The sequence below is a fragment of the Scandinavium sp. genome (genome assembly GCF_036271055.1).
Taxonomy (GTDB): domain Bacteria; phylum Pseudomonadota; class Gammaproteobacteria; order Enterobacterales; family Enterobacteriaceae; genus Scandinavium.
The window spans coordinates 47117-69070 of the sequence record NZ_DATBBJ010000019.1 but is presented as its reverse complement, the minus strand read 5'-3'; the positions used below and the strand labels follow the sequence as shown (position 1 = coordinate 69070).

Here is a 21954-nt window from a genome sequence, read left to right as displayed (position 1 = left end):
GATGTGGAGAAGCGCAGTCCGGTGCAAATTATCTACGACACAGATTCGGGGATCTAAGGCCGGGTACGGCATCCGGACTGCATGGCAGAGAGAACTGGCCGGTTCTCTCTGCACGGAAGGGATAATACAAGGCCGGGTCAGCGCAAGCGCCACCCGGCATTTGTGTTTTACAGCACCAGACCCGCAAAGCTCGCCGACAGCAAACTGACCAGCGTCGCGCCATATACCAGGCGCAGGCCAAAGCGAGAAACCGCATTGCCCTGTTTTTCGTTCAGCCCTTTAATCGCGCCCGCCACAATACCGATAGAAGCAAAGTTAGCAAACGACACCAGGAACACCGACAAAATCCCCAGCCCGCGCGGCGTCATCTGGGCGGCAATTTTTTGCAGCTCAATCATCGCCACAAACTCATTCGCCACCAGTTTGGTCGCCATAATGCTGCCCGCGTGCAGCGCATCGCTCAGCGGAATACCAATCAGCCACGCCAGTGGGTAGAAGACATAGCCAAGGATCTGCTGGAAGCTCAGGCCAAACACCATCGAGAACAGGGCGTTCACGGCGCTAATCAGCGCAATAAAGCCAATCAGCATTGCCAGAATAATCATCGCCACTTTAAAACCGGCGAGAATATATTCCCCGAGCATTTCAAAGAAACTCTGCGACTCATGCATTTTCTCGAGCTTAATCTCGGCTTCGCCCTCCGGGCGGGTCGGGTTAATAACTGACAAAATAACGAAGGTGCTGAACATATTGAGGACCAGCGCCGCCACCACATATTTCGCGTCAAGCATCGTCATATAGGCGCCGACAATCGACAGCGACACTGTCGACATGGCGGTTGCCGCCATCGTGAACAGGCGACGCGAGGAGAGGTCAGACAGCACGCCTTTGTAAGCAATGAAGTTTTCTGACTGCCCGAGGATCAGCGAGCTGACGGCGTTAAATGATTCCAGCTTGCCCATGCCGTTAACTTTCGAAAGCAGCGTGCCAATCACGCGAATAAAAATCGGCAAAATACGCCAGTGCTGGAGAATACCGATCAGCGCAGAAATAAAGATGATGGGGCACAACACGCCTAAGAAAATAAACGCCAGACCTTTATCGCTCATGCCACCAAAGACAAAATTACTGCCTTCGGCGGAGAATTTCAGCAACGATTCGAACACGCCTGAAACTGATTTAATCAGCACCAGACCGCTTTCGGCGTGCAGGAAAAAGAACGCCAGCGCCATTTCAATAATAATGAGCTGGGCAATATAGCGAACACGAATGGTTTTGCGGTCAAAACTGACCAGCCAGGCAAGCGCGAGGATAACCACTAGCGCCAGCAGGAAGTGAAGTAAATTAGCCATTTTTTTTGAGTTTACAGGTAAACGGGGTGCGTATTTAGCCACAGCACAGCGGCAACGTAAACGATTACCTGTTAATAGCATTAGACTAAATTGCTTTGTCTGATAACGATATCGCCAGCAATTTTTTACAACTCGACATCATTATCCGCACATTTTACTTGTGTTTCTTTCTGTCGTAATGATAATCACTATCAATCATATTTACGAAACTTTGCATCGATTGACTGCGGTTCACACTAAGGGTTTCAGGCATGTTTGTTCCATTTCTCATTATGTTACGCGAAGGGCTGGAAGCGGCGCTGATTGTCAGCCTGATTGCCAGCTATCTGAAACGCACCCAGCGGGGCCGCTGGATTGGCGTGATGTGGATAGGCGTGTTTCTTGCCGCCGCGCTGTGCCTGGGGTTGGGGATTTTTATCAACGAAACGACCGGTGAATTCCCGCAGAAACAGCAGGAAATGTTTGAAGGCATTGTGGCGGTAGTCGCGGTGTTTATCCTGACCTGGATGGTGTTCTGGATGCGCAAAGTGTCGCGCAATGTGAAGAAGCAGCTGGAAGAAGCGGTGGATAACGCGTTACAGAAGGGCAACAACCACGGTTGGGCGTTGATCCTGATGGTCTTTTTCGCCGTGGCGCGAGAAGGGCTGGAGTCCGTGTTTTTCCTGTTGGCCGCATTCCAGCAAGATCTCGGTATCTGGCCTCCGCTCGGCGCGATGCTCGGCCTGGCGACCGCTGTGGTGCTGGGCTTTATGATTTATCTCGGTGGTATTCGTCTGAATCTCGGCGCGTTCTTCAAATGGACCAGCCTGTTTATCCTGCTGGTGGCTGCAGGTCTTGCGGCGGGGGCGATTCGCGCCTTCCACGAAGCAGGACTCTGGAATCATTTCCAGGACGTAGCCTTTGACCTGAGCAACACACTTTCAACCCACACGCTGTTTGGCACGCTGCTGGAAGGTATTTTCGGCTATCAGGAAGCGCCAAGCGTCAGCGAAGTGGCGATGTACTTTATCTATCTGATCCCGGCGCTGGTGCTGTTTGCACTGCCGCCACGTGCCTCGACGAGTCCATCTCGTACGGCATAAATCAGCGACAGCAATGATGGGTGTTTAGTTACAACATACTTATTTAAAGGGATAGTCATGACGATTAATTTCCGCCGTAGTGCGCTGCAGCTGGGCATCGCTGCGCTGTTTTCCTCTGCGTTTGCTGCGCAGGCTGCCGATGTTCCACAGGTCAAAGTCACGGTCACTGATAAACAGTGCGAGCCGATGAACATCACCGTCAGCTCGGGCAAAACACAGTTCATCATCCAGAACCACAGCCAGAAAGCGCTGGAGTGGGAAATCCTCAAAGGGGTGATGGTGGTGGAAGAGCGTGAGAATATCGCGCCGGGCTTTACCCAGAAAATGACCGCCAATCTGCAACCGGGTCAATATCAAATGACTTGCGGTCTGTTGACCAATCCGAAAGGCACGTTGATCGTTAAAGGCGAAGCGACCGCCGATGCGGCGAAAGCCGACGCGGTGTTGAGTCTCGGTGATGCGATTGCCGACTACAGAACCTATGTGATGGCGGAAACCGCAGAGTTGGTAAAAGGCACCAAAGCGTTTACCGACGCCGTAAAAGCGGGCGATGTTGAAAAAGCCAAAGCGCTGTACGCCCCAACACGCCAGCATTATGAGCGTATCGAACCGATTGCCGAGCTATTCTCTGATCTCGACGGCAGCATTGATGCCCGTGAAGACGATTACGAGAAGAAAGCCGAAGATCCCAAGTTCACCGGCTTCCACCGTCTGGAAAAAGCGCTGTTTGCCGATAACTCCACCAAAGGCATGGAAAGCTATGCCGCGAAGCTCAACAGCGACGTGCTGGAATTGCAAAAACGCATCAGCGAACTGGCGTTCCCGCCATCAAAAGTGGTGGGTGGCGCAGCCGGTCTGATTGAAGAAGTTGCGGCGAGCAAAATCAGCGGTGAAGAAGATCGTTACAGCCACACCGACCTGTGGGATTTCCAGGCTAACGTCGAGGGTGCGCAGAAAATAGTTAACCTGCTGCGTCCTCAGTTGCAGAAAGCGGATAGCGCACTGCTGGCGAAAGTGGATGCCAACTTCAAGAAAGTGGACACCATTCTCGCCAAATACAAAACCAAAGACGGCTATGAGACTTACGACAAGTTGACTGACGCTGACCGCAATGCGCTGAAAGGGCCAGTCACGACGCTGGCAGAAGACCTGGCGCAACTGCGTGGGATCCTCGGACTGGACTAAGCGTTATGGCAGAGAATAAACCGCACGACGTGACCGAACCGTCCCGTCGTCGCTTACTGAAAAATATCGGCGCGCTGGGAGGCGCGCTGGCGCTGACCGGGGGCTGCCCGGTCGCTCACGCCGCTAAACCGCAAAGTGCACCGGGGACGTTATCCCCGGATGCGCGGATGGAAACCCAACCGTTTCACGGGCCACATCAGGCGGGTGTGCTGACACCTCAGCAAGCCTCAATGATGCTGGTGGCGTTTGACGTGCTGGCGAGTGACAAGGCCGATCTCGAGCGTCTGTTTACGCTCCTGACCGATCGCATTACGTTTCTCACGACCGGTGGTCCCGCACCGGATACGCCAAACCCACGGCTGCCGCCGATGGATTCCGGTATTCTCGGGCCGTACATCGCGCCGGATAACCTGACCATCACCGTTTCCGTCGGACAGTCGCTGTTTGATGAGCGTTTTGGCCTGGCACCCCATGCGCCAAAAAAACTGCAACGGATGACGCGTTTTCCCAACGATTCACTGGATGCGGCCCTGTGCCATGGCGATCTGTTGCTGCAAATCTGCGCCAATACGCAGGACACGGTGATTCATGCATTGCGTGATCTGATCAAGCATTCGCCGGATCTGCTGAGTGTGCGCTGGAAGCGGGAAGGGTTTATCTCTGACCACGCCGCGCGCAGCAAAGGCAAAGAGACGCCAGTGAATCTGCTGGGCTTCAAAGACGGCACGGCCAACCCGGATAGCAGCGACGCGAAGTTAATGGATAACATCGTGTGGGTGACAGACGGACAGGGCGAGCCGAAATGGGCGGTCGGCGGTTCCTATCAGGCCGTACGGATCATTGCGTTCCATGTGGAGTTCTGGGATCGCACGCCGCTGAAAGAGCAGCAGACCATTTTTGGGCGCGATAAGCATTCCGGTGCACCGTTGGGTATGCAGCACGAACACGACGTGCCGGATTACGCGAAAGATCCCGAAGGCGACGTGATTGCGCTCGACAGCCATATTCGTCTGGCGAACCCGCGCACCCCGGAAACGGAATCAAGCCTGATGATGCGCCGGGGCTACAGCTATTCGCTCGGCGTGACTAACTCCGGTCAGCTCGAGATGGGGCTGTTGTTTGTCTGCTATCAGCACGACCTGGAAAAAGGGTTCCTGACGGTGCAGAAGCGGCTCAACGGCGAGGCTCTGGAAGAGTACATCAAGCCCATCGGCGGCGGGTATTTCTTCGTTTTGCCCGGTGTAAAAGAGCGTTCAGGCTACCTCGCCCAATCGCTACTTGAAGCCTGATTTTCTGTTCTGCCCGCAAGGGCAGAATAGTTACCTGCCTTATTGTTTCATCTGGTCACACTTTTCCTTTCAGGCACATCCTTTTTTTCGCAATCGGCAGGTCATTGATATAATTCTGTAATATTTCTGTCAGAGACTGGCTATGGCGGTAAAGACATTGGCTGGTTACTCGTAAGTAAAAAATATGTTGCATTTATGATAATTCCTGATGTACTTAATGCATGAGCGGTAGTTCCCGGCAGTGATGGTTCTCACTTAGGAGATCGCGAATGGTAGGGTCCTGTACTGGACATAAACGTAACCATAACCGCAGTGCCCAGCGCGGAGGCCTCACCTCCGGCAGCGATTTCTTCACCGCAAAAAACACCTCTTCTCCAGCAGCTACAGAGTCCACCGATGTGATGCGCGGTGCGCGTAGTCGCGTCATCACGTCTAATCAACCGGCAAGCAATGGCTTACAAGGAAGCCAAACCTCAGACGTTAGTGCGCATAATCGTGCCAAAACGGGCACGTGTAATGTTGACCAACAACTCAAGGTGCTATCCATGGGAAGACAAAAAGCAGTGATCAAAGCTCGTCGCGAAGCAAAACGTGTGCTGAGACGGGATTCACGCAGCCATAAACAACGTGAAGAAGAATCGGTCACCTCGCTTGTGCAGATGAGTGGCGTAGAAGCAATTGGCATGGCGGCGCGTGACAGCCGCGATCAGTCACCAATTGAAGCGCGCAATGAAGCTCAGGCGCACTACCTGAATGCAATTGAGAGTAAACAGCTGATCTTCGCCACAGGCGAGGCAGGGTGCGGAAAAACCTGGATCAGCGCGGCTAAAGCGGCAGAGGCTCTGATCCATAAGGATGTGGACAGAATAATCGTTACCCGTCCGGTTCTGCAGGCCGATGAAGATCTTGGCTTCTTACCCGGAGATATATCCGAGAAGTTCGCTCCTTATTTCCGCCCGGTGTATGACGTACTGGTCAGAAGGCTCGGAGCGTCCTTTATGCAATACTGCCTGCGCCCGGAGATTGGCAAGGTGGAGATCGCGCCGTTCGCCTATATGCGCGGACGTACTTTTGAAAATGCGGTTGTTATTCTGGACGAGGCCCAGAACGTGACCGCAGCGCAAATGAAAATGTTCCTGACGCGCCTCGGGGAAAACGTGACGGTTATTGTTAACGGCGACATCACCCAGTGTGATTTACCACGGGGTGTTCAGTCTGGCCTTAGCGATGCGCTGGCACGTTTTGAAGAGGATGATATGGTCAGTATCATTCGCTTTGGCAAAGAGGACTGCGTGCGATCCGCGCTCTGCCAGCGTACATTACACGCCTACAATTGAGTTTGGTTCTGTAGATGATTAAGCCCGCGAAAGCGGGCTTTGCTGTTTCTGGCGCGGGTATATTGCCTGATGGCGCTTCGCTTATCAGGCCTACGGTTCGCCAGGCGAAAAAAAAGCCCGTACATAAGTACGAGCTCTTCTTAAAATATGGCGGTGAGAGAGGGGTTGACTCGCTGCGCTCGCCCTTCGGGCAGCCTGTCCGCAAGCGTCCAGTCTGTCCAACGGGCTATAGCCCGTTGTCGAACCTCGGTCGAGGCTTCTCACCCCTCTCAGGGCGTGCAACAGGCGAAAAAAAAGCCCGTACGTCAGTACGAGCTCTTCTTAAAATATGGCGGTGAGAGAGGGGTTCGAACCCTCGATACGTTGCCGTATACACACTTTCCAGGCGTGCTCCTTCAGCCACTCGGACACCTCACCATATTGTATCGCTGCCTTACCTCTCGGGGGCAACGGGGCGCTACTATAGGGATTTGCATGAAAACGGTCAAGGTTAATTTCCCGTTTTCGCTACGTTTGCTCAAGCAATGAGCACTTGAGTGGCTCGAAACACGATTTAAGCCCTCGTCCTTGAGGAAGCAGCCAATCGCGATGCTTTATGCTTCGCGATAAAGCAGCTTTGCTGCGGCGCGTCGAGCCGTGGCGGGGAGCAGGCTGGCAATGGCGACATAGCCATCCGGATCCTGACAGCGGTCATGCTGTTCGGCCTGATCGATAATCGCCAGGTCCCAGTACAGGCGTTTACGTTGGTCGCCTTGGGTGGTGAGCGTGGCGGTCATTTCTCCCTCCAGCGCACGGTACTGTCGCCAGCATCCGCCCGGAACGGAAAGGATGGCGCCTTCTTCTGCGACCAGCGTGACCTCTTCCCCTTCGCGGTTAAAGGTCACTTCCAGCGTGCCGCTGAACACCATTAGCACCTGCACATCCGGGCAGCTATGTCGTCCGACCTGATGATTCTCTTTAATACGTAACCACTCGACCGAGAAACCGTGCGGATTCACAATCGGCGGCGCGCTGTTTCTGTCCTGAGAAATACCATAGCCAATCACCGGGGCGAGTTCCGCGCCGTGCCCTGGCAGAATATTATCCAGCAGCGCATCAGAAGACCATTGGCGTTGTTCCGCAGTCACGCCGCGTTGTGCCATTTCCTCGACGGAGTAATCGCGCAGGCTGGCAAGCACTTCGCTACTGAGCGCAGGCATTAAATCAGCAGCAGCAGGGGGCGGCGTGCCGTTGCTGGTATCGACCATCATGTTGTCGCGACTTAAATAAAGGCCATATTCCTGCGCGGCACGGAGAATTGACGGATGCCAGATGATGCCGCCAGTGTTGTCTCCGCCCAGCACGGTAAACACCATGCCGTTGGTTTCTTGTGGGCTAACGTTGGTGAATCCGCGAAATATCCAGGTCGGTATCGACAAAATTGCCGGCGCGCTGAATTCCGTTTCGTGTTCTCCGTTGGCGCCCCAGCGAAAACGCCAGCTGCCTTCCTGAATCAGAAAAACTTCGGCGGTGAAATGCAGGTGCAAATTGTTGGTCACGCCTTTAGGCATCGCCGCCGCGCCAATATTAAAGCCATGCTTTTCGGGAATATTGACCACTTGTTCGCTGGACTGCGTCACGCCGGGGCCAATAAAGGAATAGTTCTGTTTCAGGTGCGAGCCGGGCAATTTACAGTCAATGAAAGCCAGGTTGCAGGAAACTCTGTCCTGCGGGCGAACCAAACGGCGCTGAGCTTCTTCTTGTGTTAAGCGAATGGATTGCATGAGTGTTCTCCTTAATAACCTGATGAACCGGTGGCGGCGGGAATTTCACCGCGACTAAGTGCGACGGCTTCACGCCCCGCGCGACCCAACTGCATAACGTCGTTTGCCGGGGTGACAAAATGGAAACCCTGCGTCAGACGAGCGGCAGCCGCCTGGCCCGAAGTACAAAAAATCCCGGCGATTTTGTGGTGTTCGCGACACGCCGCCAGCACTTGTTCCACGGCGGCCAGCATTTCGGGATGTTGAGATTCAGCGCTGGCGCTGCCCGTTAAGGTCAACGAGAGATCGTTTGGCCCGATAAATACGCCGTCCAGTCCATCTGTGGCAAGAATGGCGTTCAGGTTTTTTAACCCTTCACGCGTTTCGATCATCGCCAGAGTCAGGATTTCGTCATTGGCGTAGCTCGGGTAATCTTTGCCGCCATATAGCAGCGCCCGGGCGGGGCCGTAGGAGCGATTGCCCTGCGGGGGATAGCGGCAGGCAGAGACAAACTGTTGCGCTTCCTGCGCGGTTGAAATCATGGGGCAGATAATGCCCCAGGCTCCGGCATCAAGCAGACGCATGATTTGCGTGGGATCATTGCCGCCAACGCGTGCCAGCGGTGTCGCCGGGGTGGCTGAAAGCGCCTGTAACATCGTCACTGCGCTGGCGAAATCAATCATCCCGTGCTGCATATCCACGGTGACGCAGTCGTAACCCTGATGACCGGTAATTTCTGCGCTGTAGCTGGAGGGGATCGCCAGCCAGCCGTTAACGATAGGGGTTTGCTGGCGGAAGGCCGCCTTAAGTGCGTTGTTTCTCATGTGATAATTTCCTTTAACCAGTTCCGCAAGCTGGACGCCAGCCGTTCAGGTGCTTCCAGAGGCAGAAAATGCCCACAGTCGCTGAACGTAATCTGTTGCGCACAGGCCGCCGCTTCTGCGGCTAACTGGTGGTGATGAGGAGTACAAATGGGGTCGTGTGCCCCGTTGATGATCAGCGTCGGGGCGGTGAACGTGGCCAGCGCAGCGCGCTTGTCCTGGCGAGAGATGGCGACCTCGGTCTGTTTGGCGAAAGTCTCCACGCCGGACTCTTCTGCCATCTGCACCAGCGTGCGATGCAGCACTTCCCGTTCAAGATGTGCCGGTGCCACATAACGAGGCCACATCGTGGCGGTCAGCCATGTTCCCAACCCTTGTCGACGGGCTTCCTTGACTGCCTCCCGCCGCGATGGGGCATTGTTCGGATCATCTGCCAGAGGATTCACCGACAGCAGCGCCATCCCGGCAATACGCTGTGGCGCATCGGCTAGCATCTGTAACGCCACCATTGCGCCAAGCGAAAAGCCCACTACGCAAAAGCGCGGCGGCAAGGTGCTGAGCAACTGTTGTGCAAAGGATTCTGTTGAATCGGCACCTTCCAGCGTGATGCTGATAACATGGCTGGCATTCAGCGTTTCCAGCATCGGTAGCCATAAACGCCCGTTGCACAGCGTTCCGCCCAGTAGTACCAGTGGCAGCGAGTGATTGTGGATAGCTCTCTCATTCATGATGCCGTCCACCCGCCGTCTACCAATAAAGAGGTGCCGGTGATCAGCGCCGAAGCAGGCGAAGCGAGGAACACCACCGGACCCATGATGTCTTCCAGCGTGCCTAAACGCTTGAGCTTGATATTCTCCAGCACATAGTCCCTGAATTGCGGATCTTGCAGGTTCGCATGTGACAGTTCGGTATCGATAAACGTCGGACAAAGCGTATTAACCCGAATGCCAGCACCACCCAGTTCCAGCGCCATGGTTTTACACAAGCCTTCAATCGCGAATTTAGAAGCGCAATAGACGCTGCGATTCGGCCCGCCCACATGCCCCATCTGCGAGGAAATATGGATAATCGACCCGGCAATTCCCTCGCTGTGCATTCGTCTCGCGACCTGCTGGCTGAGGAAAAAGGTGGCCCGCAGGTTGAGCGCCATAACCGCATCAAAATTGGCTTCGCTGACCTCAAGAAACGGCTGGTGACGCGCAAGCCCGGCGCTGTTCACCAGTACGTCGAATGCGGGCAGAGTCGAAAGTGTTTCCGCCACGTGAGCGGTGTCGGTGATGTCCAGCGCGACGGCATGCAGGATGAGGCCTTCCGTAGCGGCGCGGTCAGTCGCTCCCTGCAATGTCTGGACATCGCGAGCGGCGATCCACACTTCAGCTCCCGCCTGCGCCAGCGCAATCGCAGCGGCAAAGCCGATCCCACGGGAGCCACCCGTGACCAGCGCCCGCCGGTTATCAAGCCGGAACCCGGGCATACGCGGCAGGCTCATCATCAGGAAACCTTTGCCACATCGAAGGGGGCCACGCTGCCGGCATACTCCACTTCACGGTTGCCGTAACGACGCACGCGAATATTGGCCTGCTCGCCATGTCCGGCGAACCCTTCCAGTTGGCACAGGCGCGAACAGTAACTGCCGATTTCCGCTGACGCTTCGTCGGTCAGCACCTTCTGCCAGGTGCAGGTTTTCATGAATTTGCCGACCCACAGCCCACCTGTATAGCGAGCGGCTTTCTGCGTTGGTAGCGTGTGATTGGTGCCGATGACTTTATCGCCATAGGCGACGTTAGTGCGCGGCCCGAGGAACAACGCGCCGTAGTTGGTCATATTCTGCTGGAACCAGTCATCGCGGTCGGTCATGACCTGCACGTGTTCGGAAGCGATACGGTCTGCTTCGGCGAGCATCTCTTCGTAACTGTCGCAGACGATAACCTCGCCGTAATCCTGCCACGCCTGACGGGCGATGGTGGCGGTCGGCAGGATCGTCAGTAAACGTTCCACTTCGCGCAGTGTTTCACGGGCCAGTTTTTCGGAATTAGTCAGCAGAATGGCTGGCGTGGTTACGCCATGTTCGGCCTGACCTAGCAGATCCGTAGCGCAAAGTTCGCCATCGACCGTTTCATCGGCAATGACCAGCGTTTCTGTTGGCCCGGCGAACAAGTCGATGCCGACACGACCAAACAATTGACGTTTGGCTTCTGCCACAAAAGCGTTACCCGGGCCCACCAGCATGTCGACAGGCTGAAGGGTTTGCGTTCCCAGCGCCATGGCGCCAATCGCCTGAATACCGCCCAGCGCATAAATATCGGTGGCACCCGCCATAGACTGAGCCACGACAATCGCCGGGGCAGGGGCACCATGAAACGGCGGCGCGCAACTCACAATGCGGGAACAACCTGCCACTCGGGCGGTAATGATCGACATGTGTGCGGAGGCCAGCAGCGGGTATTTCCCGCCTGGCACATAACAACCCACGGCATTCACTGGAATATTTTTATGTCCAAGAATCACCCCTGGACGGGTTTCTATTTCTAAATCCTGCAAACAGGCTTTTTGCGCGGTGGCAAAATTGAACACCTGCTGCTGAGCAAACTCGATATCTTTAATATCCTGTCGGCTTAATTTGCGAAAGCATGCGTCTATTTCAGCCTGAGATAAACGATAATCCTCGCGGTCGAAATTATCGAATTTACGGGATAATTCACGCACGGCCTCATCACCACGAAGTTCAATATCGGCAAGGATATTTTCAACGGTGATGCTCACCTGTTTATTCGCCTGCTGACGTTCAGATAATGATTTACTGGTTTTTAAATAACGGACCACAATAGTCTCCTTACTGATTTCAGATAGAGCCATGCCTGCCGGGTTGACGGAACAGACAATGCTGGATAGACGTTAAGGACGGAAAATAATTATTCCCGGGCAGTGGATAATGCGGTGCCTCCGGTATTCACTTTGGGAATACGACGCTGTTGTACGCTTCGTGCGGCAAGTGGGGTGATAATTAATGAGACCACTGAAAGCGCGCCAATCACTAAATAGCCGGACGAAAGATTCACGTGCTGGAGCATCACCCCCATTAGCACCGGGCCGACAAACATGCCGCAGGAATAAATAGTCTGGAACAAACCCATTCGCGTTGATTGTTCATCTTCAACGGTATTCACCACGCTCAATGACATCAGGACCGCGAAAGCTGCACCGAACGAGAAACCAGCCATCGCCTGCCACAGATAAATGGCGTACAGATTACTGGTGAAGGGAATGGCGACGCTGGAAATTATCTGCAACACGATGGCGATAAGCGCGGTATTCACCAATCCCAAACGGTTGTAAAACACTGAGCTACACAGGGCGATGGCCAAGGCATAGAAAATCAGATGGATATTACTCAACAGCGTCAGGATCCCGGCTTTACCACCGAGTTGCTGGGCATAAATCGGCGTCAGGGTATCACGAGTGGCAAACGGCACGAGGATGATTAGCGTCGCGAGCAGGCCAATCAACCAGACCGAAGGATCCGCCAGTTGGCGTTTAGCGCTGACAATACAGGCGTTTAGCGTTGGTGCGCGCGCCGCATCGTGAACGTCTTTAATCCGCGTGGTGAGAATAAGCGCCAGTAGCGCCGACACGCTGGAGACAAAATATCCGGCGCTTTGGTTGAAAAAGTGGATCAGCGCGCCGCCCACACAGTTGCCCAGAAATACGCCAACCGGCCCTGCCAGCGCCAATAATGCGACGGCGGCGGGTGCTTCTTTGCGGTCGAAATAGCGAATAAACAGGATGTTATACAACACCCAGGTGGCGGCGGTAATGCCATCGGCGGCTTTGGCGATATACAGCGTAACCGGAGTAGGTTCGAGCCAGGCAATCGGCCAGGTGACCAGCGGCAGCAGCAGGCTGAGCTGGATAAAAATCTTCCGGCTCTTAACCACATCGGACAGGATACCAATCGGGAAGCGGACGAACAGCGTCGCCAGGCCGCTGGCGCCCATGATCAACCCAACGATTTCTGGCTGCATCCCGTCGTTGATCAACATCGGGGCCAGGAAGGCATCAATGCTGTGAATGCAGATGAAAAACAAAACGCTAATGCTGAAAAAGAGTCGGACGTCTGGTCGACGGATGAGTGCACGAAACATGGTGTTGAACCTCGTAAAATTAATGGGTTAAAACCAATCAAGTACGGCATTAACCGGTTCAATCCTGAGTTAAGGACCTCATCTCACCGGTATCACTGACGGCGTTTTTTTGTGTTGTGCATACGTATTCAACCGTTGAAGTTATGAAAAGGTTTCAAATTTGTAAAGCATAAGTTTGTAAATGTGAAAAAAATAATATTGGCTGTTGCATACGCATGCAAAGATGGTGTAAGTATAAAAAACAGGCATTTCGCAGAGGGCCAAAAAACGTCAGTCTGGCGTTACCCTCAGAGTCCGTTACACTGATGCAACAACAGCTTAGGGGGCTTAAGCGTGATGACAGAGAAGGGTAAAAAGGAACCGCGGCAATGAAACGTAAGACTTTTGGTCCGGTGACATCACAACAGGTTGCACAGATAGCGGGCGTGTCACAGTCTGCGGTCTCGAGGACGTTCACCCCGGGGGCGAGCATCTCTCCGGCGACCCGTGAAAAAGTGCTGAAAGCCGCGCGTGAATTGGGCTATCGGCCTAATGCGATTGCCCGTTCACTCAACACCGCCCGATCGCGGATTGTTGGGGTGGTGATGTCCTATTTCGATAACCAGTTTTACCCGCAGGTGCTTGAGGCGCTGGCACAGAAACTGGACGACCTGAACTATCACCTGTTGCTGTTCGTGGGCGATCGGGACGGCAACGTAGACCGGATCTTCGATCAGATCATGCAGTATCGAGTGGATGGCATTGTGTTGGCGTCGGTTTCGCTGTCGATGGAGCTGTCGCAGGAGTGTGTCGCTGCCGGGATCCCGGTAGTGCTGTTTAACCGCAGCGAAGAGAGTGGCATGGTGTCCAGCGTCAACAGTGATAACGAAGCAGCAGCCAGACAAATTGCACACTTCCTGCTGGCCGGAGCTCATCAGCGCTTCGCTTATGTGGCAGGCCTGGCTGATTCCTCGGTGAATCAGGCCCGTCAGCAGGGGTTCGTTGACACGTTGACCGGGCAGGGCATTGCGTCGGTTCGGGTGGTGCAAGGCGATTACGATGCTGCGCAAACCCGACGAGCGGCCAGCGAACTCTTTTCTTCGTCTTCGGTGCCGGATGCCATCTTCGCCGCCAACGATCACATGGCGTTAACGGTGATGGATGTCGCTCGTTATGAGTTTGGCCTGCGTATTCCGGAAGATGTGTCGGTGATTGGCTATGACGATACCGGGCCTTCGGGCTGGCCTTCTTATGCGCTGACGTCGGCCTCTCAGCCGGTGGATGCGATGGTACAGGCCACGGTGGCGCTGCTGATGAAACAAATAGACAGCGGAACGATTGAGCCCGAGCAGGTGGTGGTGCCCGGTCTGCTGGTGGTTCGCCATTCTGCCCGTCGGCCACAGGCTGGCGTGGTGGAAAAAGACGGCATCTCACTCTTCCAGCCGCAGGAGGTTGAATGAACAGGTTACCGGGTTTCAGCCCACAGTTTGATTCTATCCAGCAATTTATTCTGACCCTGACACACGTGGTCTGGGAGCAAAAAGATATTGGGCAACTGGCGGACTTTTACGCCACCCCGGTGGTATTCCAGACACCGGAAAAACAACTGACTGACCTCTCTCAGTTTGTCCGTTTGACGCTCGAAGCGATGCACAGTTTTCCTCAGCGCAAGGTGCTTACCGAAGACATTTTATGTAGCCACTCGCCACACAATGAATACTACGCGGCACAAAGAACGCTGGCCTGTATTCAACATCTTGGCGAAGGTTTTTTCGGCAAGCCGAGCGGCAATACGCTGTGGGTGCGCACGTTTGCCGATCGCATTTGTGCCGATGGGGTGGTTCGTCAGGAGTGGTTATTGCAGGACCGGGCGGCGATCATCAGCCAGATCGGACTGAGCGTGCCACAGTTTGCGCGGGAGCTGGCGCAAACACGACGGGAACTGGGCACGTCAATTCAGTCGGCAGAAGAACTGGACGCATTATGGGCCGGTGGGCCGGAAGGTGATGATGTTGACGGGCCGCTGGCAGGGCTAGTCGAGCGTTATCTGTCGATGTGGGCGGGCGGTAACAGCGGCGTGGTGCCGGGGCTTTATCATCCGGCGGCGACGCTGCATGGCCCCGGGCATGTGCTGCGTACTGGCGAGCAGGATATCGGCGCTTTCCTGTCGGGCTATCGTGCCTCTTTTGCTGATAGCGAAACGCAATTGCACCATCTGATTGTGCGCCGAGATGCGAACGAACCAGTCAGGCTTGCACTGCGCTGGTCATTACTCACCTGGCATGACGGTTTTGGTCAGTTCGGTGCTCCGACGCGTCGTCCTATTTCAATTACCGGAATAAGCCAACTGGAATTACGGGATGGCTTAATTATGCGGGAATATCTTGGCATCGATGAATTAGCTATCTGGTCACAGATATACAGTTAATAGTATGGGGAGGGACACTCCCCAATAAATAGATAAAGTTAATCGATAAAAGTTACGCTTTTATCGCGAGGCTCTGTTGTCTTAATTTTCACCCGACATTATCACCTGTCACTCGGTGAGGCGTCACTGTACCCGTTTTCTGTTTCTAAGCTGATATTTTGGCATAACAACGCTGCCCAAATATTCATTAACAGAATGCGACATAACATCAATGCAATGCAGGAGGTTATATGTCTTCAACTGAAGCAACCAATAAAGCAGCGGTAGTCGCAGAAAAAAGTAATGCAAAATCCAGCCGTGATGAGCCTGTATTACAAGTGGAACGTCGTGACTTTATCGATCTGGTTCCGGAAAAGCGCCCACGCGCTCAATCATTACGTGGATTTGATGATTGTTATACTGATATTGTCGATTATATCGTGCGCTGCACGCATAAAATCTGGGATGAGCGTGATGTCGGCTTAATTTATACCCACTACACCCACAACTGCGTTTTATATAATGCACTGGGAACCATGTATAACCGTGAACAGGTGGTACAGGATACGTTACAGCGTCTGGTTGCGTTCCCGGAACGTCGCGGTATGGCGACTCAGGTTATCTGGAATGGCGACGATATTAACGGTTTCTACACTTCGCATCTGGTGACGGGCAGCGGTCGCCATACGCAGTTCAGTCATTTGGGTAAACCGACCAATCGCACTTTCGTTACCCGCACCGTGGCAGACTGCATGATCCACGAGAACAAGATTTATCGCGAGTGGGTAGTCAGCGACAACATGGCGATGATGCGCCAGCTCGGGCTTGACACCGATGCCGTGGCCTATGGCATGGCAAAAGAGCAGTTTGATAAAGGTTTCCGCGTGACTGATATCGGTGAAAACCGCCGAATGGTAGGCCAATATCCACCGGAAATGCAGTGCGACGACTCTATCGCTCATACCGATCTCGAAGCGCAGTGCCTGCAATGGCTGCATGAAATTTATAACCGTCGGATGCTCGGCAAAATCAAAGATGTCTACGCCTCGAATGTGCAGTATCACGGCCCATTGATGAAAGAGTTGTACGGTCAGGCAGCGGTTATCCACCAGACGCTGGCACTAATTGGCATGATCCCGGACGGGGCCTGGATGCCGCAGCACGTGTGCTCCAATCCATGCGAGGAAGGCGGCACCAAAGTGGCGGTGCGATGGATCATGGAAGGGCATCACCTGGGCTACGGTGAGCTGGGCAAACCGACCGGTGAACGTCTGTTTGTGATGGGCATGTCGCATTACCACATTGTGAACGGCAAAATCGTCGATGAATGGGTGGTTTACGATCACCTGGCGCTGCTGGCACAAATCAAACTGGGCCAGATGGAGGCATAAGCAATGAGTCGGATCAGTGATAAAGACGTGCAGTTCGTCAAACGCCCACAGGGGCAAGATGTACAGGCAGACCAAACGCTTAGCACTACAGTGCAGCAGATAATCGGCGACGTTCGTGCTCGCGGCGATGCGGCGCTGCGTGATTTCTCGGCAAAATTTGATCGAACTGTACCTGATGCATTCGAAGTGTCAGAACAAGAAATAAAAGAAGCACTGGCGAGTTTTGATTCGCAAACCCGCAAGGACAGCGAGTTTGCCATCGCTCAGGTGAAACGCTTTGCGCAGGCGCAACTGGCAACGATGCAACCGCTGGATGTCGAAACGCTGCCGGGGGTTCATCTCGGGCACCGCATTATTCCCATCGAAACGGTGGGGTGTTACGTGCCAGGCGGCCGCTATCCGATCCTTTCCGCGCCGATTATGTCGATCGTCCCTGCGGTGGTGGCGGGCTGTGACAATATCATTGCCTGCTTACCGCCTGGCGCGCATTCCGCGATGATCGCGATTTGCCATCTGGCGGGCGCACACCGCATTTTCAAAGTGGGTGGCGCGCAGGCCATCGCGGCGATGGCGTGGGGTACGGATTCAGTGCCGCCAGTCGATAAAATCGTCGGGCCGGGGAACGCTTTTGTGAATGAAGCAAAACGTCAGGTGTTCGGCAAAGTGGGCATCGATGCGCTGGCGGGGCCGAGTGAAATTTATGTGGTGGCGGATGACAGCGCCGATCCGCGTATTCTGGCGGCAGATCTTCTCGCGCAGGCCGAACATGATGTTCATACCCGCGTAGGCATGGCGACCACCAGTGAGCAGATTGCGCATGAAACGTTGGCGGAAATTGAGCGCCAGTTGCTGAATTTACCGACTGCGGTGACGGCAGGAGAAGCCTGGAAACGGCAGGGTGAAATCGTCATCTGCAAAGATGAAGAGCAGCTCATTGCCTGGGCCGATCATATCGCCACGGAACACCTGCAGGTGCATACCCGTGACCCGCATGGCACAGCCAGTAAAATTCGCAATTATGGTTCGCTGTTTATCGGGCAAAACGCCAGCGTTGTCTTCTCCGATAAATGCTGTGGCACCAACCACACCTTGCCCACCATGGCGGCAGCGCGATATACCGGCGGTTTGTGGGTCGGAGCCTATGTGAAAATTTGTACCCATCAATGGATTGATGACTGTGGGATCGCAGCCATCGCCGCGCCAGCGGTGCGTCAAAGTCGTACAGAAGGGATGCAAGCCCATCGCCGCGCAGCCGAAATTCGCCTGCATCCGCAGGAAATAGACGAGATTACGTCGGGGCGTAAGGACTGAGTGGATGGCAGAAGTGCGCAGTGCCTTGTGGGGCTGCGTGTGCAAATGAATGGGTAAAAAAATGCCGACACATTGTGTCGGCTTAATGATTAGATTTTGCAGGCATCGCCGCAGTCATCATCGGCGAGAATTGTCTGGGCTTTTTTGTCCGCCTCATCAAGGCGTTCAACGTTACGCTCCTGCGCTTCTTCCAGCCCTTCAAAGACCAGATTATCGAGATCAATTTCCATACATCACCTTTGTTCATGCTCTTCATAAATGCCATATTGCTCTGAGCGAATCGCTCAAAACATACCCCTCATGGCCTCTGTCGGAATGTGTTAGAGGTTGGTGGGATATTCACACAAGGGAGGGGGAACTGTCCAACTTTAGGGGGTCAGTCCAATTTGCATACGAGCTATTCTTAAATATGGCGGTGAGAGAGGGGCTGACTCGCTGCGCTCGCCCTTCGGGCAGCCTGTCCGCAAGCGTCCAGTCTGTCCAACGGGCTAAAGCCCGTTGTCGAACCTCGGTCGAGGATTCTCACCCCTCTCTGAGCGTGCTATAGGCGAAAAAAAAGCCCGTACGTTAGTACGAGCTCTTCTTAAAATATGGCGGTGAGAGAGGGGTTCGAACCCTCGATACGTTGCCGTATACACACTTTCCAGGCGTGCTCCTTCAGCCACTCGGACACCTCACCATATTGTTGTTCCGTGTTGCTGGAACGGGCGCTAATGTAGGGAAAAGCGTAACTTGCGTCAATCAACTTTTATAAAAAACGTTGCGATCAGCCAAACTTTATCCAACCTGCTTCCACAATAGCCGCGATTCGCTTTTTTTCTCGTCATTTGGCTCGACGGCTGAAAGCCGACAAAAATTTGCTATGCTAACAACCCGATATAAAACAACATGAAATCTAAGCGCTAATGGCCCTGCATATGAAAGGCGCATTATAAAAGGAGAGCAAGATGGAGATTATTTTTTACCATCCGACGTTTGATACCCCATGGTGGATTGATGCGCTGCAAAAGCAACTGCCGAATGCCAACGTTCGCGAGTGGAAAAGCGGTGATAATCAGCACGCAGATTACGCGCTGGTGTGGCATCCACCTGTCGAAATGCTGCAAGGACGCGACCTGAAAGCGGTCTTTGCTCTGGGCGCAGGCGTCGACTCGATTCTCAGTAAGCTGAAAGCGCATCCGGAAATGTTGCCGCTGTCGATCCCTCTTTTCCGCCTTGAAGACACCGGTATGGGCCTGCAAATGCAGGAATATGCCGTGAGCCAGGTGTTGCACTGGTTCCGTCGCTTTGATGATTATCAGGCGCTCAAGCAGGAAACTCGCTGGGAGCCGCTGCCTGAATTTACCCGCGAAGAATTTACTGTTGGTATCATGGGCGCGGGCGTGCTCGGGAGCAAAGTCGCCGAGAGCCTGCTGGCGTGGGGATTCCCGGTGCGTGTCTGGAGCCGCAGCCGTAAACAGTGGCCAAACGTCACCAGCTTTGCCGGTGAAGACGAAATGGGGGAGTTTCTGCGTCAAACGCGGGTGCTGATCAACCTGCTGCCGAATACGGCGGAAACCGCTGGGATAATCAACCATTCGCTGCTTGAACAGCTTCAGGACAAGAGCTATCTGCTGAATCTGGCGCGCGGCGTGCACGTTAATGAAGACGAGCTGCTGCGAGCGATGGAAAATGGCAAAGTGAAGGGAGCGATGCTGGATGTGTTCAGCCGTGAACCGTTACCCGTGGAAAGCCCACTCTGGCGTCACCCGCGTGTTGCCATGACCCCGCACGTTGCGGCGGTAACGCGTCCACAGGAAGCCATCGCTTACATCGCCAAAACCATCACCGGGCTGGAGAAGGGCGAGGCCGTGACCGGGCAGGTCGACAGAACCCGCGGATACTGAATTCAACCCGGCCTGGCCGGGTTTTCGCTAATAAAGGCGACGCATTCCTGCTATGCTTTGGGCTTAAAAAGAGAAAGGAGAATGTGATGTATCCTGTTGACCTGCATATGCACACCGTCGCCAGCACCCACGCTTACAGCACCCTTCATGATTATATTGCCGAAGCGAAACGCAAAGGGATCACGCTGTTCGCCATTACCGATCATGGTCCGGACATGGCAGATGCGCCACACTACTGGCACTTTGTGAACATGCGTATTTGGCCGCGAATGGTCGATGGTGTGGGCATTTTGCGGGGCATCGAATCTAACATTAAAAATACCCTGGGCGAGATCGACTGCACCGGGCCGATGCTGACTGCGCTGGATTTCATCATTGCCGGTTTCCATGAACCGGTCTTCCCGCCGCAGGATAAAGCCACTCATACCGAAGCGATGATCGCCGCTATCGCAAGCGGCAACGTACATATGATCAGTCACCCGGGTAATCCGAAATTCCCAATTGATATCAAAGCGGTAGCAGAAGCCGCAGCGAAGCACGACGTTGCGCTGGAAATTAATAACTCTTCATTTATTGCATCTCGTCCGGGGAGTGAAGATAACTGTCGTGCGGTGGCTGCTGCGGTACGCGATGCCGGTGGCTGGGTGGCTTTAGGATCAGATTCGCATACCGCCTTTACGCTGGGCGACTTTGCGGAATGCCGAAAAATTCTTGATGCTGTCGATTTCCCGGAGGACCGCATTCTTAACGTTACACCGCGCCGTTTCCTGAACTTCCTCGAGTCGCGCGGTATGCCGCCGATAGCCGAATTTGCTGAACTTTAATTGTCTCAATGGAATAACTGAATGAACGAGTTTTCAATCCTTTGCCGTGTTCTGGGCTCTTTGTACTACCGTCAGCCGCAGGACCCGCTGTTGGTGCCGTTGTTCACGCTGATTCGTGAAGGCAAGCTGGCTGCGAGCTGGCCGCTGGAGCAGGATGAGTTGCTGGAGCGTCTGCAAAAGAGCTGCGATATGCAGCAGGTGGCTGCGGATTACAACGCGCTGTTCGTGGGCGATGAATGCCGCGTCTCACCTTTTCGCAGCGCATGGGTAGAAGGGGCAACAGAAGCGGAAGTGCGCAGTTTCCTTTCATCACGTGGTATGCCTTTGAGCGACACACCTGCTGACCATATCGGTACGCTGCTGCTGGCCGCTTCGTGGCTGGAAGACAATGCTGCTGAAGATGAGAGTGAAGCGGTTGATACGCTGTTCACCGACTATCTCCTGCCATGGGTGGGGACTTTCCTTGGCAAACTGGATGCTCACGCAACCACGCCGTTCTGGCGCACCACGTCGACTTTAACCCGCGAAGCCCTTTCGGCAATGTGGGATGAGATCTCGGAAGACGACGAAGAGTAAATTGTGATTTACATCACGCTGTAAATGTAACACTGCGCTTTGTGCTGCAAATATTGTGCTCGTGATCTCAAATGAAAACCGCGCATCTGCTATGATGCGCGGCATGAACATACTTCTTTCCCTCGCACTGACAACAGGCATTCTCTCCGGACTTTGGGGATGGGTGGCCGTGTCTCTTGGCTTGCTCAGTTGGGCGGGCTTTCTCGGCTGCACGGCTTACTTTGCCTGTCCGCAAGGTGGGCTGAAAGGGCTGGCTATCGCTTCTGCAACCGCAATGAGCGGCGTTATTTGGGCGTTAGTGATTATCCATGGTAGTGCACTGGCACCGCATCTTGAGATCCTCGGCTATGTCATGACCGGCGTGGTGGCATTTCTGATGTGTTTGCAGGCGAAACAACTGTTGCTCTCTTTCGTACCCGGCACCTTTATTGGCGCTTGCGCGACTTTTGCGGGGCAGGGCGACTGGAAGCTGGTGGTTCCGTCGTTGCTGGTGGGGTTGATTTTCGGTTACGCGATGAAGAACAGCGGACTATGGCTGGCAGCGTGGAGCGCCCGGCGGCAGGCAGCGGATAATACCGTGCAGCCGTAATAAAAAAGCGTAGCTTCAGAGCTACGCTTTTTTTTGCCTCG

At 54.2% G+C, this 21954-nt stretch carries 20 protein-coding genes, 2 tRNA genes and 2 other RNA genes; 12 read left to right on the top strand and 12 right to left on the bottom strand.

Annotation, left to right across the window (positions count from 1 at the left end; genetic code table 11):
- Window positions 1-167: 167 nt before the first annotated feature.
- On the bottom strand, window positions 168-1352 hold the full coding sequence (locus VH187_RS02090; protein WP_329699835.1) for a NupC/NupG family nucleoside CNT transporter: 1185 nt from the start codon (window positions 1350-1352) through the stop codon (window positions 168-170).
- Between the two features lie 251 nt (window positions 1353-1603).
- On the opposite strand from VH187_RS02090, the gene efeU reads away from it, so the two are divergent.
- From efeU to phoH, 4 genes are all read left to right on the top strand, one after another.
- A complete protein-coding gene (gene efeU, locus VH187_RS02085) occupies window positions 1604-2434 on the top strand; it encodes an iron uptake transporter permease EfeU (RefSeq protein WP_329699834.1) in 831 nt (276 codons plus the stop codon).
- A gap of 57 nt (window positions 2435-2491) precedes the next feature.
- Entirely contained in the window at window positions 2492-3619 is a 1128-nt protein-coding gene (efeO, locus tag VH187_RS02080) for an iron uptake system protein EfeO (protein WP_329699833.1), read from the top strand.
- Window positions 3620-3624: 5 nt separating this feature from the next.
- Window positions 3625-4908 carry an iron uptake transporter deferrochelatase/peroxidase subunit gene (gene efeB / locus VH187_RS02075; RefSeq protein WP_329699832.1) on the top strand — a complete coding sequence of 428 codons (1284 nt, stop codon included), beginning with the start codon at window positions 3625-3627 and terminating at the stop codon, window positions 4906-4908.
- A gap of 545 nt (window positions 4909-5453) precedes the next feature.
- A complete protein-coding gene (phoH, locus tag VH187_RS02070) occupies window positions 5454-6245 on the top strand; it encodes a phosphate starvation-inducible protein PhoH (protein ID WP_329699839.1) in 792 nt (263 codons plus the stop codon).
- A 148-nt stretch (window positions 6246-6393) separates the two neighbouring features.
- Here phoH and VH187_RS02065 read toward each other — a convergent pair.
- The 8 genes from VH187_RS02065 to VH187_RS02030 all read right to left on the bottom strand — a co-directional run bounded on the left by VH187_RS02065 (window position 6394) and on the right by VH187_RS02030 (window position 12950).
- Window positions 6394-6530, bottom strand: a non-coding RNA gene (locus tag VH187_RS02065) — RtT sRNA.
- Between the two features lie 44 nt (window positions 6531-6574).
- Window positions 6575-6662, bottom strand: a tRNA-Ser gene (locus VH187_RS02060).
- Between the two features lie 176 nt (window positions 6663-6838).
- Window positions 6839-8008 (bottom strand): cupin domain-containing protein, encoded by a 1170-nt coding sequence (locus VH187_RS02055; RefSeq protein ID WP_329699831.1) that lies wholly within the window; start codon window positions 8006-8008, stop codon window positions 6839-6841.
- Window positions 8009-8019: 11 nt separating this feature from the next.
- Window positions 8020-8811: an HpcH/HpaI aldolase family protein gene (locus VH187_RS02050; RefSeq protein ID WP_329699830.1), complete on the bottom strand. Its 792-nt coding sequence runs from the start codon at window positions 8809-8811 to the stop codon at window positions 8020-8022.
- Window positions 8808-9536: an alpha/beta fold hydrolase gene (locus VH187_RS02045; protein WP_329699829.1), complete on the bottom strand. Its 729-nt coding sequence runs from the start codon at window positions 9534-9536 to the stop codon at window positions 8808-8810. The genes VH187_RS02050 and VH187_RS02045 overlap by 4 nt, the downstream gene beginning before the upstream one ends.
- The gene (locus VH187_RS02040) at window positions 9533-10300 is read right to left on the bottom strand and encodes an SDR family NAD(P)-dependent oxidoreductase (protein WP_329699828.1); all 768 of its coding nucleotides are present in this window, start codon (window positions 10298-10300) and stop codon (window positions 9533-9535) included. The genes VH187_RS02045 and VH187_RS02040 overlap by 4 nt, the downstream gene beginning before the upstream one ends.
- Entirely contained in the window at window positions 10300-11631 is a 1332-nt protein-coding gene (hisD, locus tag VH187_RS02035) for a histidinol dehydrogenase (protein ID WP_329699827.1), read from the bottom strand. The genes VH187_RS02040 and hisD (VH187_RS02035) overlap by 1 nt, the downstream gene beginning before the upstream one ends.
- An 89-nt stretch (window positions 11632-11720) precedes the next feature.
- Window positions 11721-12950, bottom strand: coding sequence for an MFS transporter (locus VH187_RS02030; RefSeq protein WP_329699826.1), 1230 nt, complete (start codon window positions 12948-12950; stop codon window positions 11721-11723).
- A gap of 368 nt (window positions 12951-13318) precedes the next feature.
- On the opposite strand from VH187_RS02030, the gene VH187_RS02025 reads away from it, so the two are divergent.
- The 4 genes from VH187_RS02025 (at window position 13319) to hisD (VH187_RS02010) (ending at window position 18038) form a co-directional block, all read left to right on the top strand.
- Window positions 13319-14389 carry a LacI family DNA-binding transcriptional regulator gene (locus VH187_RS02025; protein ID WP_329699825.1) on the top strand — a complete coding sequence of 357 codons (1071 nt, stop codon included), beginning with the start codon at window positions 13319-13321 and terminating at the stop codon, window positions 14387-14389.
- Entirely contained in the window at window positions 14386-15357 is a 972-nt protein-coding gene (locus VH187_RS02020; RefSeq protein ID WP_329699824.1) for a nuclear transport factor 2 family protein, read from the top strand. Before VH187_RS02025 ends, VH187_RS02020 begins: the two co-directional genes overlap by 4 nt.
- Before the next feature lie 230 nt (window positions 15358-15587).
- Entirely contained in the window at window positions 15588-16727 is a 1140-nt protein-coding gene (locus VH187_RS02015; protein ID WP_329699823.1) for a nuclear transport factor 2 family protein, read from the top strand.
- A gap of 3 nt (window positions 16728-16730) precedes the next feature.
- Window positions 16731-18038 carry a histidinol dehydrogenase gene (gene hisD / locus VH187_RS02010; RefSeq protein ID WP_329699822.1) on the top strand — a complete coding sequence of 436 codons (1308 nt, stop codon included), beginning with the start codon at window positions 16731-16733 and terminating at the stop codon, window positions 18036-18038.
- 89 nt (window positions 18039-18127) lie between these two features.
- Here hisD (VH187_RS02010) and VH187_RS02005 read toward each other — a convergent pair whose 3' ends face one another.
- From VH187_RS02005 to VH187_RS01995, 3 genes are all read right to left on the bottom strand, one after another.
- On the bottom strand, window positions 18128-18268 hold the full coding sequence (locus VH187_RS02005; protein WP_329699821.1) for a hypothetical protein: 141 nt from the start codon (window positions 18266-18268) through the stop codon (window positions 18128-18130).
- A gap of 180 nt (window positions 18269-18448) precedes the next feature.
- Window positions 18449-18585: non-coding RNA, RtT sRNA (locus tag VH187_RS02000), on the bottom strand.
- Window positions 18586-18629: 44 nt separating this feature from the next.
- Window positions 18630-18717 (bottom strand) — tRNA-Ser (locus VH187_RS01995).
- A gap of 268 nt (window positions 18718-18985) precedes the next feature.
- On the opposite strand from VH187_RS01995, the gene ghrA reads away from it, so the two are divergent.
- The 4 genes from ghrA (at window position 18986) to VH187_RS01975 (ending at window position 21913) form a co-directional block, all read left to right on the top strand.
- Window positions 18986-19924 (top strand): glyoxylate/hydroxypyruvate reductase GhrA, encoded by a 939-nt coding sequence (gene ghrA, locus VH187_RS01990; protein ID WP_329699820.1) that lies wholly within the window; start codon window positions 18986-18988, stop codon window positions 19922-19924.
- Between the two features lie 86 nt (window positions 19925-20010).
- Window positions 20011-20748 carry a phosphatase gene (locus VH187_RS01985; RefSeq protein ID WP_329699819.1) on the top strand — a complete coding sequence of 246 codons (738 nt, stop codon included), beginning with the start codon at window positions 20011-20013 and terminating at the stop codon, window positions 20746-20748.
- 21 nt (window positions 20749-20769) lie between these two features.
- Window positions 20770-21324 (top strand): TorD/DmsD family molecular chaperone, encoded by a 555-nt coding sequence (locus VH187_RS01980; RefSeq protein ID WP_329699818.1) that lies wholly within the window; start codon window positions 20770-20772, stop codon window positions 21322-21324.
- A 103-nt stretch (window positions 21325-21427) separates the two neighbouring features.
- Complete coding sequence (locus tag VH187_RS01975; RefSeq protein ID WP_329699817.1) at window positions 21428-21913, top strand: DUF1097 domain-containing protein; 486 nt, start codon at window positions 21428-21430, stop codon at window positions 21911-21913.
- The last annotated feature ends 41 nt before the right edge of the window (window positions 21914-21954 follow it).

What these genes read in the sequence shown, in the direction of transcription:
- VH187_RS02055 (WP_329699831.1), bottom strand. Translation starts at nt 8,008, where the DNA reads ATGCAATCCATTCGCTTAACACAAGAAGAAGCTCAGCGCCGTTTGGTT.
- VH187_RS02015 (WP_329699823.1), top strand. Translation starts at nt 15,588, where the DNA reads ATGTCTTCAACTGAAGCAACCAATAAAGCAGCGGTAGTCGCAGAAAAA.
- VH187_RS02020 (WP_329699824.1), top strand. Translation starts at nt 14,386, where the DNA reads ATGAACAGGTTACCGGGTTTCAGCCCACAGTTTGATTCTATCCAGCAA.
- VH187_RS01980 (WP_329699818.1), top strand. Translation starts at nt 20,770, where the DNA reads ATGAACGAGTTTTCAATCCTTTGCCGTGTTCTGGGCTCTTTGTACTAC.
- efeO (WP_329699833.1), top strand. Translation starts at nt 2,492, where the DNA reads ATGACGATTAATTTCCGCCGTAGTGCGCTGCAGCTGGGCATCGCTGCG.
- efeU (WP_329699834.1), top strand. Translation starts at nt 1,604, where the DNA reads ATGTTTGTTCCATTTCTCATTATGTTACGCGAAGGGCTGGAAGCGGCG.
- VH187_RS02040 (WP_329699828.1), bottom strand. Translation starts at nt 10,300, where the DNA reads ATGATGAGCCTGCCGCGTATGCCCGGGTTCCGGCTTGATAACCGGCGG.
- VH187_RS02090 (WP_329699835.1), bottom strand. Translation starts at nt 1,352, where the DNA reads ATGGCTAATTTACTTCACTTCCTGCTGGCGCTAGTGGTTATCCTCGCG.
- VH187_RS01975 (WP_329699817.1), top strand. Translation starts at nt 21,428, where the DNA reads ATGAACATACTTCTTTCCCTCGCACTGACAACAGGCATTCTCTCCGGA.
- hisD (WP_329699822.1), top strand. Translation starts at nt 16,731, where the DNA reads ATGAGTCGGATCAGTGATAAAGACGTGCAGTTCGTCAAACGCCCACAG.
- VH187_RS02005 (WP_329699821.1), bottom strand. Translation starts at nt 18,268, where the DNA reads ATGGAAATTGATCTCGATAATCTGGTCTTTGAAGGGCTGGAAGAAGCG.
- phoH (WP_329699839.1), top strand. Translation starts at nt 5,454, where the DNA reads ATGGGAAGACAAAAAGCAGTGATCAAAGCTCGTCGCGAAGCAAAACGT.
- VH187_RS02050 (WP_329699830.1), bottom strand. Translation starts at nt 8,811, where the DNA reads ATGAGAAACAACGCACTTAAGGCGGCCTTCCGCCAGCAAACCCCTATC.
- VH187_RS02030 (WP_329699826.1), bottom strand. Translation starts at nt 12,950, where the DNA reads ATGTTTCGTGCACTCATCCGTCGACCAGACGTCCGACTCTTTTTCAGC.
- VH187_RS02025 (WP_329699825.1), top strand. Translation starts at nt 13,319, where the DNA reads ATGAAACGTAAGACTTTTGGTCCGGTGACATCACAACAGGTTGCACAG.
- ghrA (WP_329699820.1), top strand. Translation starts at nt 18,986, where the DNA reads ATGGAGATTATTTTTTACCATCCGACGTTTGATACCCCATGGTGGATT.
- VH187_RS02045 (WP_329699829.1), bottom strand. Translation starts at nt 9,536, where the DNA reads ATGAATGAGAGAGCTATCCACAATCACTCGCTGCCACTGGTACTACTG.
- VH187_RS01985 (WP_329699819.1), top strand. Translation starts at nt 20,011, where the DNA reads ATGTATCCTGTTGACCTGCATATGCACACCGTCGCCAGCACCCACGCT.
- efeB (WP_329699832.1), top strand. Translation starts at nt 3,625, where the DNA reads ATGGCAGAGAATAAACCGCACGACGTGACCGAACCGTCCCGTCGTCGC.